The 14,309-nt window shown below is 51.5% G+C and carries 10 protein-coding genes, 2 tRNA genes and 2 rRNA genes; 3 read left to right on the top strand and 11 right to left on the bottom strand.

The features are described from left to right. Window positions 1-158: 158 nt before the first annotated feature. Window positions 159-1,052 carry an HTH-type transcriptional activator IlvY gene (ilvY, locus tag DY231_RS22635; protein ID WP_115631934.1) on the top strand — a complete coding sequence of 298 codons (894 nt, stop codon included), beginning with the start codon at window positions 159-161 and terminating at the stop codon, window positions 1,050-1,052. On the opposite strand, the gene ilvA is transcribed toward ilvY, so the two are convergent. The 6 genes from ilvA to ilvL all read right to left on the bottom strand — a co-directional run bounded on the left by ilvA (window position 1,049) and on the right by ilvL (window position 7,597). After that, window positions 1,049-2,593: a threonine ammonia-lyase, biosynthetic gene (gene ilvA, locus DY231_RS22640; RefSeq protein WP_115631619.1), complete on the bottom strand. Its 1,545-nt coding sequence runs from the start codon at window positions 2,591-2,593 to the stop codon at window positions 1,049-1,051. The two genes, ilvY and ilvA, sit on opposite strands and share 4 nt — an antisense overlap. Window positions 2,594-2,595: 2 nt before the next feature. Then, a complete protein-coding gene (gene ilvD / locus DY231_RS22645; protein WP_115631620.1) occupies window positions 2,596-4,446 on the bottom strand; it encodes a dihydroxy-acid dehydratase in 1,851 nt (616 codons plus the stop codon). A gap of 61 nt (window positions 4,447-4,507) precedes the next feature. After that, window positions 4,508-5,440 (bottom strand): branched-chain amino acid transaminase, encoded by a 933-nt coding sequence (locus DY231_RS22650; protein ID WP_115631621.1) that lies wholly within the window; start codon window positions 5,438-5,440, stop codon window positions 4,508-4,510. A 19-nt stretch (window positions 5,441-5,459) separates the two neighbouring features. Beyond that, on the bottom strand, window positions 5,460-5,717 hold the full coding sequence (ilvM, locus tag DY231_RS22655) for an acetolactate synthase 2 small subunit (RefSeq protein ID WP_034492255.1): 258 nt from the start codon (window positions 5,715-5,717) through the stop codon (window positions 5,460-5,462). After that, on the bottom strand, window positions 5,714-7,360 hold the full coding sequence (gene ilvG / locus DY231_RS22660) for an acetolactate synthase 2 catalytic subunit (RefSeq protein WP_115631622.1): 1,647 nt from the start codon (window positions 7,358-7,360) through the stop codon (window positions 5,714-5,716). Before ilvG ends, ilvM begins: the two co-directional genes overlap by 4 nt. A gap of 138 nt (window positions 7,361-7,498) precedes the next feature. Then, entirely contained in the window at window positions 7,499-7,597 is a 99-nt protein-coding gene (gene ilvL, locus DY231_RS22665; RefSeq protein WP_072009493.1) for an ilv operon leader peptide, read from the bottom strand. Window positions 7,598-7,951: 354 nt separating this feature from the next. Here ilvL and DY231_RS22670 point away from each other — a divergent pair, with 354 nt between their 5' ends. After that, window positions 7,952-9,460, top strand: a complete 1,509-nt coding sequence (locus DY231_RS22670; protein ID WP_115631623.1) for a YifB family Mg chelatase-like AAA ATPase — start codon at window positions 7,952-7,954, stop codon at window positions 9,458-9,460. Between the two features lie 39 nt (window positions 9,461-9,499). Here DY231_RS22670 and DY231_RS22675 read toward each other — a convergent pair whose 3' ends face one another. Further along, entirely contained in the window at window positions 9,500-9,838 is a 339-nt protein-coding gene (locus DY231_RS22675; RefSeq protein WP_034492261.1) for a MaoP family protein, read from the bottom strand. A gap of 118 nt (window positions 9,839-9,956) precedes the next feature. Here DY231_RS22675 and hdfR point away from each other — a divergent pair, with 118 nt between their 5' ends. Further along, complete coding sequence (gene hdfR, locus DY231_RS22680; protein WP_115631935.1) at window positions 9,957-10,781, top strand: HTH-type transcriptional regulator HdfR; 825 nt, start codon at window positions 9,957-9,959, stop codon at window positions 10,779-10,781. Between the two features lie 80 nt (window positions 10,782-10,861). Here hdfR and DY231_RS22685 read toward each other — a convergent pair. The 4 genes from DY231_RS22685 to DY231_RS22700 form a co-directional block, all read right to left on the bottom strand. Next, a tRNA-Trp gene (locus DY231_RS22685) sits at window positions 10,862-10,937 on the bottom strand. A 55-nt stretch (window positions 10,938-10,992) separates the two neighbouring features. Continuing rightward, window positions 10,993-11,069 (bottom strand) — tRNA-Asp (locus DY231_RS22690). A 63-nt stretch (window positions 11,070-11,132) separates the two neighbouring features. Next, window positions 11,133-11,248: ribosomal RNA gene (rrf, locus tag DY231_RS22695) — 5S ribosomal RNA — on the bottom strand. Window positions 11,249-11,360: 112 nt separating this feature from the next. Beyond that, window positions 11,361-14,269: ribosomal RNA gene (locus tag DY231_RS22700) — 23S ribosomal RNA — on the bottom strand. Window positions 14,270-14,309 lie beyond the last annotated feature (40 nt).

Genomic DNA, 14,309 nt, shown 5'->3' on the forward strand with positions numbered 1-14,309 from the left:
TACTCCGTAGTCGTTGTGTTGTGCTTTTATAAGGTTCGCCAGCCGTGTCTTGCTTGCGATAATGAACTCACTATATGACAGGAAATGCGTTGCTTAAATTGATATATTAACAACGTGACGTTGCAATTTATGCAACGTAAAAACGAGGGCTGATGACCATGGATTTGCGCGACCTGAAAACGTTTCTTCACCTCGCAGAAAGCCGCCATTTCGGCAGAAGCGCTCGGGCTATGCACGTCAGCCCATCCACGCTTTCGCGCCAAATCCAGCGCCTGGAAGACGATCTGGGTCAGCCTTTGTTTTTACGCGATAACCGTACCGTTACGCTGACTGAAGCGGGCGATCAGCTCAAACAGTTCGCTCAACATACGCTTTTGCAGTATCAGCAAATGCGCCACACCATCGGGCAAGAAGGGCCATCACTCACCGGCGAGCTACATCTTTTTTGCTCCGTCACCGCCGCCTACAGTCATTTACCACCCATTCTGGATAGATTCCGTGCTGAGCATCCAAATGTTGAGATCAAACTGACCACCGGCGATGCCGCCGATGCGGTAGAAAAAGTGGATTCCGATGAAGCGGATCTTGCGATTGCCGGTAAGCCAGAAACGTTACCTCCCGGCGTTGCTTTCTCGATTCTGGATAACTTATCCGTAGCACTTATCGCACCCGCACTGGCCTGCCCGGTGCGTGCTCAGGTTAATCAGCCCGATCCTGATTGGGCGAAAGTGCCGTTTATTTTGCCGGACCAAGGTCCGGTGCGCCGCCGAATTGAGTTGTGGTTCCGCCGCCAAAAAATCAGTAATCCGTTTATTTATGCGACGGTTGCGGGCCATGAGGCGATGGTTTCGATGGTGGCGCTGGGCTGTGGTGTGGCGCTGATTCCAGAAATCGTGCTGGAAAATAGTCCCGAACCGGTGCGCAACCGCGTGCAGGTTCTGGAACGAAACGATGAAAACACGCCCTTTGAGCTGGGCGTTTGCGTACAAAAAAAGCGGCTCAATGAGCCGCTTGTGCATGCATTCTGGAAATTACTACCCGGTAACCACTAACCCGCGAGGAAGAAGCGGAATGCCGGGTTATTGGTTTCGTCGTGGCAATCGTAACCCAACTCGTTGAGACGGGTTTCGAAATCCGGTTCGTTTTCACCCAGTTCAAACGCCGCCAAAACACGGCCATAATCCGTGCCATGACTGCGATAGTGGAACAGGGAAATATTCCAGTGTGTCCCGAGCGTTTGCAGGAATTTCAGCAAAGCGCCTGGCGACTCAGGGAATTCGAAACTGTACAACCGCTCGCGCAGTGGCTTAGACGGTCGCCCGCCCACCATGTAGCGTACGTGCAATTTCGCCATTTCGTCATCAGACAAATCGACAACGCCATAGCCGCCAGCATTCAATAGTTCGATAATTTCGTGTCGTTCTTCCACGCCACGCGTCAACCGAACACCGACGAAAATGCAGGCTTCTGACGAATTCGAATAGCGATAGTTAAACTCAGTGACCGAGCGCCCACCCAGCACCTGGCAGAATTTCAGGAAGCTGCCTTTTTGCTCAGGGATCGTCACGGCGAGTAACGCTTCACGCTGTTCGCCCAGCTCGCAACGTTCAGAAACGTAACGCAGGCCGTGGAAGTTAACGTTCGCCCCGGATAATACGTGAGCGAGGCGTTCACCACGGATCTGATGCTGCTGGATGTACTTTTTCATCCCCGCCAGCGCCAGAGCACCAGACGGTTCAGCAACCGCACGAACATCTTCGAACAGATCTTTCATCGCAGCGCAGATAGCATCGCTATCTACCGTAATGATGTCGTCGAGGTATTCCTGGCACAGACGGAACGTTTCATCGCCGATGCGCTTAACCGCGACGCCTTCAGCAAACAAACCGACGCGCGCCAAATCAACGGGCTTGCCCGCATCGAGTGCTGCTTTCAGGCAGGCTGAATCTTCCGCTTCAACGGCAATCACTTTGATTTGTGGCATCAGTTGTTTGATCAACACCGCCACACCCGCTGCCAGACCGCCGCCGCCGACCGGTACGAAAACGCGATCGATATGCGCATCTTGTTGCAGCAGTTCCAGCGCCAGTGTGCCCTGCCCGGCAATGACTGCCGGGTGGTCAAACGGAGGAACGTAAGTGAAGCCTTGCTGCTGAGAAAGTTCGATGGCTCGAGCTTTCGCTTCATCAAAGTTGGCACCGTGTAGCAGGACTTCACCGCCAAATGCGCGGACGGCATCAACTTTGATATCCGCTGTCGAAACAGGCATCACTATCAAAGACTTGATACCCAAACGCGTTGAAGAAAGCGCAACACCTTGTGCATGATTGCCCGCTGAAGCCGTAATCACGCCGCTGGCTTTTTGCTCACTGTTCAGCCCCGCAATCATGGCGTATGCGCCGCGCAATTTGAAACTGTGCACCGGCTGGCGGTCTTCACGCTTCACCAGAATCACGTTATCCAGCCGTGAGGAGAGCTTTTCCATCTTCTGCAACGGTGTAACCTGCGCGACTTCGTAAACCGGTGCGCGCAGTACAGCTCGCAGATATTCCGCCCCGCAAGGGGCGTCAGGTAGTGGTTGTGACTCGGCCATGATTAGCCTCCAAGCTTACTTTTATCGCGCACCGCGCCCTTATCGGCACTGGTGGCAAGCATGGCGTAAGCGCGCAGAGCGAAGGAAACCTGGCGTTCACGCGCACGTGGAGTCCAGGCTTGCGCACCGCGAGCTTCTTGCGCTTCACGACGTGCAGCCATTTGCTGCTCGTTCAATTCCAGTTGGATGCCACGGTTTGGGATGTCGATGGCAATCATGTCGCCATCTTCAATCAGCGCAATATTACCGCCGCTTGCCGCTTCAGGCGAAACGTGACCGATAGAAAGGCCAGAGGTACCACCAGAGAAACGCCCATCAGTGACCAGCGCACAGGCCTTGCCCAGCCCCATAGATTTCAGGAAGGTCGTTGGGTAGAGCATTTCTTGCATGCCCGGCCCGCCTTTTGGCCCTTCGTAGCGAATAACGACCACGTCGCCCGCGACGACTTTGCCGCCAAGGATTGCTTCAACCGCATCATCCTGGCTTTCGTAGACTTTTGCAGGGCCACGGAATACCAGGCTTTCGTCGTCCACACCCGCTGTTTTCACAATGCAGCCATTTTCAGCAAAGTTGCCGTAAAGCACCGCCAAACCACCTTCCTGGCTATAGGCATTTTCTTTGGAACGGATACAACCGTTTTGGCGGTCAACATCCAGAGAATCCCAACGGCAGGACTGCGAGAAAGCTTTTGTGGTACGAATGCCCGCCGGACCTGCGGAGAACATGCTTTTCACGCTTTCGTCTTTGGTCAGCATGACATCGTATTGTTCCAGCGTTTGCGTCAGGGTCAGACCCAGAACGTTTTTCACATTGCGATGCAGTAAGCCACCACGATCCAGTTCGCCCAAAATACCAATTACGCCACCCGCACGGTGCACATCTTCCATATGGTATTTCTGGGTGCTCGGCGCGACTTTACACAGCTGAGGCACTTTGCGAGAAAGCTGGTCTATATCCGTCATGGTGAAATCGAGTTCTGCTTCCTGAGCGGCCGCCAGTAAGTGCAGAACGGTATTCGTTGAGCCGCCCATCGCAACATCCAGCGTCATGGCGTTCTCAAACGCTTCTTTGCTGGCGATGCTACGTGGCAATGCACTTTCATCATCCTGCTCGTAATAACTTTTGGTCAGCGCGACGATGCGTTTACCGGCATTCAGGAACAACTCTTTACGATCGGAGTGCGTTGCCAGCAGAGAACCGTTACCCGGCTGAGACAGGCCCAGCGCTTCTGTCAGACAGTTCATGGAGTTAGCCGTGAACATACCGGAACAGGAGCCGCAAGTTGGGCAAGCGGAACGTTCGACCTGCTCGCTTTGCTCGTCGCTCACTTTCGGGTCAGCGCCCTGGATCATCGCATCAACCAGGTCGAGCTTGATGATTTGGTCAGACAGTTTGGTTTTCCCGGCTTCCATCGGGCCGCCGGAAACGAAGATGACCGGAATGTTCAGGCGCAAAGAGGCCATCAACATCCCTGGGGTGATTTTGTCGCAGTTGGAGATACATACCATGGCATCGGCGCAGTGTGCGTTGACCATGTACTCCACGGAGTCGGCGATAAGCTCGCGTGACGGCAGAGAATAAAGCATGCCGCCGTGACCCATGGCGATGCCGTCATCAACGGCGATGGTGTTGAATTCTTTAGCCACGCCGCCGGAGGCTTCGATTTGTTCGGCGACTAATTTACCCAAATCGCGCAGGTGAACGTGTCCTGGTACGAATTGAGTAAAGGAGTTCACTACCGCAATAATTGGCTTGCCGAAATCGTCATCGGTCATCCCAGTTGCGCGCCACAAAGCGCGGGCACCCGCCATATTACGGCCGTGGGTGGTGGTGGCTGAACGGTACTTAGGCATGCTTATTTACTCCAGTCTGTCTGTCGAGCGGACGGTAATCACCATCCGCTTAGTTATATTTTTACTTAGGGTTGACCTGATCTAACCAGCCCCATTTATCTTCTGTTTCGCCAGTGAACAGACCAAAGAATGCCTGTTGAATACGTTTAGTGACAGGGCCACAACGGCCTTCACCCACTTGAATGCGGTCTACGCTACGAACTGGCGTGATTTCCGCAGCAGTGCCTGACATGAACACTTCGTCCGCCAGATACAGGGATTCGCGAGACAACACTTGCTCACGCACTTCGATACCCAGATCTTTTGCCAGTGTGATAATTGCGTCACGGGTAATGCCTGGTAATGCGGAAGAGGTAAATGGCGGGGTAAACAGGATGCCGTCTTTCACTTCAAACAGGTTTTCACCTGCGCCTTCTGACAGGTAGCCGTTCACGTCCAGCGCGATGCCTTCTTGATAACCATGGCGACGAGCTTCGCTGCCAACCAGCAAGGAAGAAAGATAGTTACCGCCCGCTTTCGCCGCAGTTGGAATGGTGTTTGGCGCTACACGGTTCCAGGAGGAAACCATCGCGTCGATCCCTTGATCCAGCGCTTCTGCGCCGAGATATGCACCCCATGGGAAGGCTGCGATGATCACATCTGTGGTATAGCCATCTGGCGGGTTCACGCCCATACCGACATCACCAACAAACACTAATGGGCGGATATACGCGCTGGTCAGGTTATTTTTACGAATAACGTTACGGCAGGCTTCCATCAGCTCATCAACACTTTGTGATACAGGGAAACGATAGATTTTTGCGGAGTCACGCAAACGCTGCATGTGTTCACGATGGCGGAACACCACTGGGCCAATGTGAGATTCGTAGCAACGGATACCTTCAAATACCGATGTGCCGTAATGTAGCGCATGGGACATTACATGGACCTTTGCCTCGCCCCACGGCGTCATCTCACCATTGAACCAGATGTAATCAGCTTTCTTCGTCGTCATTGTTCTCTTCCTTCTGCGCTCAGGCGCGGATTTGTTGTGTTGTTTGTTGCTGGATTTCGACGCGACCAACGTCCACCAGTTTGCTTAATTGACTAAACAGTAATTCGACTGGGCGCAGGCTGGCAACGGTCAATTCAATATTAATATCGTCAGTATTCCCCAGCGTGACCATGTTCATAGAACAAACCTGAAAACCGCGATGGCGCACGACGCGTAACACGCGCTCCAGCGTTTCTGGACGAAAACGGGCCGTTACTGCGAGCTGATGTTGCATCATGATAATTTCTCCAGCATTTGTGAGTTACTGGCACCGGGTGGCACCAACGGCCAGACATTTTCGTACTCATCAATTGAGACGTGAAGCATGTATGGGCCATCGCTGTTCAACATCGTTTCGATGGCAGCTTCTACCTGGTCTTTACGGGTAATGTGTTGGCCTGGGATACCAAAGGCGCTGGCCAGCATGAGGAAATCAGGGTTATCGGAGAGGTTGGTTTCACTATAACGTTCGGAGAAAAACATTTGCTGCCACTGGCGAACCATTCCTAAACGCTGGTTATCCAGTAAAACGATTTTCAACGGCAGCTGTTTTCGTTTTACGGTGCCCAACTCCTGAACATTCATCATGAAAGAGCCGTCACCCGAGATACAGATGACCGTATCATTTGGTCGCGCAACCTGTGCGCCAACTGCCGCTGGTAAACCAAAGCCCATTGTCCCCAGGCCACTGGAAGTGATGAAATTTTCCGGGCGCGTGAAGGACATATGCTGGGCCGTCCACATCTGATGCTGGCCCACATCGGTCGTCACCACGCATTCCTGCGGCTTGCGGTCGGAGATTTGTTTCAGTAATAACGGGGCAAAAATAGCTTCGCCGGGATGATCGTAACGCCATGGGTTTTCAGCGCGCAAAGTGGCTACGTCTTGCTGCCAGTCAGCGATATCCAGAGGTTGCTGCAACGCCTGTAATAACTGGACCAAATCCCCCTGCAACCCAACGTGTGCCTGACGCAGCTTGCTCAGCTCGGCCGGGTCGATGTCCATATGGATCACTTTCGCGTGCGGGGCAAAGGTATTCAGCTTGCCGGTAACACGGTCGTCAAAGCGTGCGCCGACGGCAATCAGCAAGTCGCACTCTTGCACCGCAAGGTTCGCCGCTTTGGTGCCGTGCATGCCCAACATACCGGAATAAAATGGGTGGTCAGCCGGAACCGCACCCAGGCCTTTTAACGTGACGGTGGAAGGCATATTGGTAACCGCAATAAATTCGCGCAGCGCAGGAACCGCCTGAGCCATACCAACCCCACCGCCGACATACAACATCGGCTTGCGAGCACTCGCAATCATTTCACGAGCCTGTTGCAGCTCGGCATATGGAATGGCGAAATCATCTTCAACCGTCGACAACCACGGCTCCAGATCCCCTTGCGCTAATTGAATATCTTTAGGGATATCAACTAATACCGGGCCGGGACGGCCAGAATTTGCGATTTCAAATGCTTCAGCGAGCACGCGAGGTAAATCTTCAAAAGATTCAACGAGGAAACTATGTTTAGTGCAGGCAAGTGAGAGGCCTAAAACATCGACCTCCTGGAAAGCATCGGTCCCGATCAATGGAGCGGCAACCTGGCCTGTGATGGCAACAACAGGAACGGAGTCTAATAACGCATCAGCAAGGCCGGTTATCAGGTTGGTCGCACCAGGTCCAGAAGTGGCGATGCAAACCCCTGTTTTTCCAGTAGAACGTGCATAACCAATGGCGGCCATTGCGGCACCTTGCTCATGGCGGCAGAGCAAATGTTCGACCCCACCGTCATATAAAGCATCGTAGACTGGCATGATTGCGCCACCCGGATAGCCGAAAACTGTCTCAACACCCTGCGCTCGCAACGCATGTACCACCCACTGCGCACCATTCATAGTTAGTTCCCCGTCTCACTACTGGAGAAACAGCATTTTATGCTGCAACGCATTGTCTGTTCCTCTCCAAATTTTTTACCCAACAAAAAACCCCCGGACCTTTCGGTGCGGGGGTTCTTTTCGATTCAGGCTTGATTTTTAAGCCTTTCTTTCTCCAAGTGCAGCCCCGCACGGTGGAATAATAATCACCACCACGCTAATCACGACCAGGCTAATCACTTGTAGAAGGGCTTTCATGTTTGTTTATTCTGTCTACTTGTTCGAAGTAATGCCTACAGAGTTATCACAGTGTTTGATCAAAGCACAAGAATTTTTTATGAACGACCCGGGAGATTAAAATTAAAAATTGATAAAAGATTATTGTTTTCAGTAAATAACAAGATAGTGAAAATATTTCATAAAGAGCCAATTCTTATTGTTCTCGTCTGGTCTTAGCGAAAAAATAATTTTTTGCGGGGCGTGTCGCAGAAAAATTGCTGTGAAAAGAAATCCGACCGGAAAGTCTGGAAAGCATTTCGAAGAACTCTCATTTGACACTTTAGGCCACATTAGCAAGCTGACAGGATAAAGCTCATTCCAAAGGAGCGAACTATGTCACTGGCAGTTGTTAACACAAGAGCGGCATTAGGCATTGCAGCCCCATTGGTCACCGTTGAGGTTCATATCAGCCAGGGATTACCGGGCTTAACCCTCGTTGGTTTGCCGGAAACCACTGTACGGGAAGCGCGAGACCGGGTGCGCAGCGCCATCATTAACAGTGGATATACGTTTCCGGCCCGTAAAATCACGATAAACCTTGCGCCCGCGGATCTTCCCAAAGAAGGCGGACGATATGACTTACCTATCGCTCTGGCGTTGCTGGCAGCTTCAGAGCAGCTTTCAATTGATAAACTGGAGCAATATGAGTTCGTGGGTGAACTTGCGCTTACGGGGGCACTACGCGGCGTTCCAGGTGCAATTTCATCAGCAATGGAGGCTTTAAAAGCAGGAAAGAAGATCATTATTGCAGATGAAAATGCCACAGAACTCGGTTTGATTGAGCAGCCCGGCTGCCTTATTGCAAACCACCTCACTCAAGTCTGCGCATTCCTTGAAGGAAAAGGTGATTTACTCGCTCCAGAAAAGCTACCGCAGCCAGAGGTTGAATATGGACAAGATCTCAATGAGATTTTTGGGCAATCGCAAGGGAAACGAGCGCTGGAGATAACGGCAGCTGGCGGGCATAACCTTCTGCTTATTGGGCCACCCGGCACGGGCAAAACCATGCTAGTCAGCCGCCTCAATACATTGCTCCCCCCATTGAACGATGGTGAAGCGCTGGAGAGTGCGGCGATCATAAGCCTGGTCAATCCGCACTCACTACAACAGCAATGGCGCCAGCGCCCTTTCAGAGCGCCTCATCACAGTGCTTCGTTGACTGCTATGGTAGGGGGAGGAACGATTCCAAGACCCGGAGAAATATCACTGGCGCACAATGGCGTGCTGTTCCTCGATGAGCTTCCGGAATTTGAACGCCGGGTTCTGGATGCATTACGTGAGCCTATAGAATCGGGTGAAATTCATATATCCCGAACACGAGCCAAAATTAGTTACCCTGCAAAATTCCAACTACTGGCCGCCATGAATCCTAGCCCGACAGGGCATTATCAGGGTAAGCATAACCGTTGTACGCCTGAGCAGACACTTCGCTACCTCAGCAGGCTTTCAGGGCCATTTTTGGATCGTTTTGATTTATCCGTTGAGGTCCCTCTTCCTCCATCAGGGATTTTAAGCAATCCGGGTTTGAACGTTGAAAGCAGCGTTGATGTGAGGGCGCGTGTGATAGACACGCAGCGGCGACAATATGAACGCCAGCAAAAACTCAATGCCAGGCTGGATAACCACGAAATCAAGATGCATTGTTCTATTGAGCACAATGATGCGATCTGGCTGGAAGAGACGCTGGTGAAACTGGGATTATCGATACGAGCCTGGCACCGTTTATTAAAGGTTGCTCGAACCATTGCAGATATTCAGAAAAGTGAACAGATAAGGCGGGAACATCTTCTGGAAGCACTCAGCTACCGTGCAATCGACCGTTTGTTGATTCATTTACAATAGTTAGCAGGATAAAAAAATGGGGCTTTCGCCCCATTTCTGTTAATCATCGCTTTCGGTGTAGTCTTCAACCGCATCTGCCTGCGGCTTGCCACCGGAGAGAGTATGGAAACGCTTAGGACGCTTGATTCGCGTCATATACTTGCTCCACACGCGTTCGGCATCAGTGACTGGCTCACGCTCGCCGCGGCAAACCGCAACAAACAGAACTTCTTCTTCAGTACCAGGTTCACGCTTGCCGAGATCCAGCTCATTGAACGCATAACCATGACGCTCTAACAGCTGGGCCTCTTTGATGGTGAAATCACCATGGCGAGCAAACCCGCGCGGATAATGTTTATTGTCGAAAAACCGATTAGTCGTCGTAAAGCTTTCCGCCATCCTGCACGCTCCTAATTCTCTTGGTCGAGCTATTTATGGCGCGGAGTATTAGTTACGCTTGACAGAGCGTCAAACAAAACATTTAAATCATAACGACAAATTTTTTTGGGAGTGGGTCGTGGATACTGAATTACTAAAAACGTTCCTCGAAGTGAGTCGAACGCGACATTTTGGGAGGGCTGCGGAGGCACTTTATCTAACGCAATCAGCCGTTAGCTTCCGTATTCGCCAATTAGAGAACCAACTCGGGGTAAATCTTTTTACCCGCCATCGCAATAATATTCGGCTGACGACAGCTGGCGAGCGTTTACTGCCGTATGCAGAAAATCTTATGAGTATTTGGTTAACGGCCAAAAAAGAGGTTTCTCACACCTCACAACACAATGAATTAACGATTGGTGCCAGCTCATCACTTTGGGAATGCATGCTTTCAGAGTGGCTTGTGGCGCTTTATCAACAACATAAAGACCTGCAATTTGAAGCACGTATATCCCAACGAAAATCGTTAGTTAAGCAATTGCATGAACGACAACTTGATCTGCTGATCACGACTGAATCTCCTAAGATGGATGAGTTTTCCAGTCAATTACTGGGACATTTTGACCTGGCACTTTTTTCTGCTGCTCAGCAAACGTCAAAAGCAGAGTTAAAGTATTTACGTCTGGAATGGGGGCCTGATTTTCAGCAGCATGAGACGGGACTGATTAGTAATGATGGCGTTCCGATACTGACAACCAGCTCAGCTCAAATCGCCTACAAGCTACTACAACAGCTCAATGGATGTTCATTTTTACCCGTGGAGTGGGCCAAGAAACGAGAAGGGATTTACCTTGTGCCTGATAGCACTACGCTTTCACGCCCTTTGTATGCAATTTGGTTACAAAATAGCGATAAACAAAGCACAATCAAAGAGTTATTAAAGACACCACTTATAGCGCAGTAATGCGCTTTTGTCGTTCGGCAGTATATCCTAGGGGAATTTTAGGCAAAAAAAAATCCTTTGCCGAAGCAAAGGATTATATATGGCAGGGGCGGAGAGACTCGAACTCGCGACACCCGGTTTTGGAGACCGGTGCTCTACCAACTGAGCTACGCCCCTAGATAACGCTTAGTATTATGCCCGCTAATTTAGCAGGCATAATTTTTTTAATAAGTGGCGGAACGGACGGGACTCGAACCCGCGACCCCCTGCGTGACAGGCAGGTATTCTAACCGACTGAACTACCGCTCCACCGAATTTCTTTCTTACTACCACCAGATGTCACATTCTGGCTTTTACTGCTTTGAATTTGGAGCCTGGCAGTTCCCTACTCTCGCATGGGGAGACCCCACACTACCATCGGCGCTACGGCGTTTCACTTCTGAGTTCGGCATGGGGTCAGGTGGGACCACCGCGCTAGTGCCGCCAGGCATATTCTGTTTCATCAACCGTCATGTTATCCACATAACCATCGACTTAAAATCTCGGTTCAAGCTGAAAATCAAATGCTTAGTCTCTCAACCAAAACACCTTCGGTGTTGTAAGGTTAAGCCTCACGGATCATTAGTACTGGTTAGCTCAACGTATCGCTACGCTTACACACCCAGCCTATCAACGTCGTAGTCTTCAACGTTCCTTCAGGGGAATCAAGTTCCCAGGGAGAATTCATCTCGGGGCAAGTTTCGCGCTTAGATGCTTTCAGCGCTTATCTTTTCCGCATTTAGCTACCGGGCAATGCCATTGGCATGACAACCCGAACACCAGTGATGCGTCCACTCCGGTCCTCTCGTACTAGGAGCAGCCCCCCTCAATTCTCCAGCGCCCACGGCAGATAGGGACCGAACTGTCTCACGACGTTCTAAACCCAGCTCGCGTACCACTTTAAATGGCGAACAGCCATACCCTTGGGACCTACTTCAGCCCCAGGATGTGATGAGCCGACATCGAGGTGCCAAACACCGCCGTCGATATGAACTCTTGGGCGGTATCAGCCTGTTATCCCCGGAGTACCTTTTATCCGTTGAGCGATGGCCCTTCCATTCAGAACCACCGGATCACTAAGACCTGCTTTCGCACCTGCTCGAGCCGTCACTCTCGCAGTCAAGCTAGCTTATGCCTTTGCACTAACCTCACGATGTCCGACCGTGATTAGCTAACCTTCGTGCTCCTCCGTTACGCTTTAGGAGGAGACCGCCCCAGTCAAACTACCCACCAGACACTGTCCGCAACCCGGATCACGGGTCTACGTTAGAACATCAAACATTAAAGGGTGGTATTTCAAGGTTGGCTCCATGCAGACTGGCGTCCACACTTCAAAGCCTCCCACCTATCCTACACATCAAGGCTCAATGTTCAGTGTCAAGCTATAGTAAAGGTTCACGGGGTCTTTCCGTCTTGCCGCGGGTACACTGCATCTTCACAGCGATTTCAATTTCACTGAGTCTCGGGTGGAGACAGCCTGGCCATCATTACGCCATTCGTGCAGGTCGGAACTTACCCGACAAGGAATTTCGCTACCTTAGGACCGTTATAGTTACGGCCGCCGTTTACCGGGGCTTCGATCAAGAGCTTCAGCTTGCGCTTAACCCCATCAATTAACCTTCCGGCACCGGGCAGGCGTCACACCGTATACGTCCACTTTCGTGTTTGCACAGTGCTGTGTTTTTAATAAACAGTTGCAGCCAGCTGGTATCTTCGACTGCCTTCAGCTCCATCCGCGAGGGACTTCACCTACCGACAGCGTGCCTTCTCCCGAAGTTACGGCACCATTTTGCCTAGTTCCTTCACCCGAGTTCTCTCAAGCGCCTTGGTATTCTCTACCTGACCACCTGTGTCGGTTTGGGGTACGATTCGTTGTTACCTGATGCTTAGAGGCTTTTCCTGGAAGTGCGGCATTTGTTACTTCAGCACCGTAGTGCCTCGTCATCACACCTCAGCGTTAGATAAGAGTCCGGATTTACCTAAACTCTCCGCCTACATGCTTAAACCGGGACAACCGTCGCCCGGCTAACATAGCCCTCTCCGTCCCCCCTTCGCAGTAACACCGAGTACAGGAATATTAACCTGTTTCCCATCGACTACGCCTTTCGGCCTCGCCTTAGGGGTCGACTCACCCTGCCCCGATTAACGTTGGACAGGAACCCTTGGTCTTCCGGCGAGCGGGTTTTTCACCCGCTTTATCGTTACTTATGTCAGCATTCGCACTTCTGATACCTCCACCAGACCTCACAGTCCAGCTTCAACGGCTTACAGAACGCTCCCCTACCCAACAACGCCTAAGCGTCGCTGCCGCAGCTTCGGTGCATGGTTTAGCCCCGTTACATCTTCCGCGCAGGCCGACTCGACCAGTGAGCTATTACGCTTTCTTTAAATGATGGCTGCTTCTAAGCCAACATCCTGGCTGTCTGTGCCTTCCCACATCGTTTCCCACTTAACCATGACTTTGGGACCTTAGCTGGCGGTCTGGGTTGTTTCCCTCTTCACGACGGACGTTAGCACCCGCCGTGTGTCTCCCGTGATAACATTCTTCGGTATTCGTAGTTTGCATCGGGTTGGTAAGCCGGGATGGCCCCCTAGCCGAAACAGTGCTCTACCCCCGAAGATGAGTTCACGAGGCGCTACCTAAATAGCTTTCGGGGAGAACCAGCTATCTCCCGGTTTGATTGGCCTTTCACCCCCAGCCACAAGTCATCCGCTAATTTTTCAACATTAGTCGGTTCGGTCCTCCAGTTAGTGTTACCCAACCTTCAACCTGCCCATGGCTAGATCACCGGGTTTCGGGTCTATACCCTGCAACTTAACGCCCAGTTAAGACTCGGTTTCCCTGCGGCTCCCCTATACGGTTAACCTTGCTACAGAATATAAGTCGCTGACCCATTATACAAAAGGTACGCAGTCACCCCATAAAAGAGGCTCCCACTGCTTGTACGTACACGGTTTCAGGTTCTGTTTCACTCCCCTCGCCGGGGTTCTTTTCGCCTTTCCCTCACGGTACTGGTTCACTATCGGTCAGTCAGGAGTATTTAGCCTTGGAGGATGGTCCCCCCATATTCAGACAGGATACCACGTGTCCCGCCCTACTCTTCGAGTTCACAGTATGTGTATTTTTGTGTACGGGAGTATCACCCTGTACCCTGCGACTTTCCAGACGCTTCCACTAATACACAAACTGATTCAGACTCTGGGCTGCTCCCCGTTCGCTCGCCGCTACTGGGGGAATCTCGGTTGATTTCTTTTCCTCGGGGTACTTAGATGTTTCAGTTCCCCCGGTTCGCTTCGTTAAGCTATGTATTCACTTAACGATAGTGTGACGAATCACACTGGGTTTCCCCATTCGGAAATCGTCGGTTATAACGGTTCATATCACCTTACCGACGCTTATCGCAGATTAGCACGTCCTTCATCGCCTCTGACTGCCAGGGCATCCACCGTGTACGCTTAGTCGCTTAACCTCACAACCCGAAGATGTCTCGTAAGACACAATCGTATGTT

The organism is Buttiauxella agrestis (assembly GCF_900446255.1).
In the GTDB taxonomy this organism is placed as follows: Bacteria; Pseudomonadota; Gammaproteobacteria; order Enterobacterales; family Enterobacteriaceae; genus Buttiauxella; species Buttiauxella agrestis.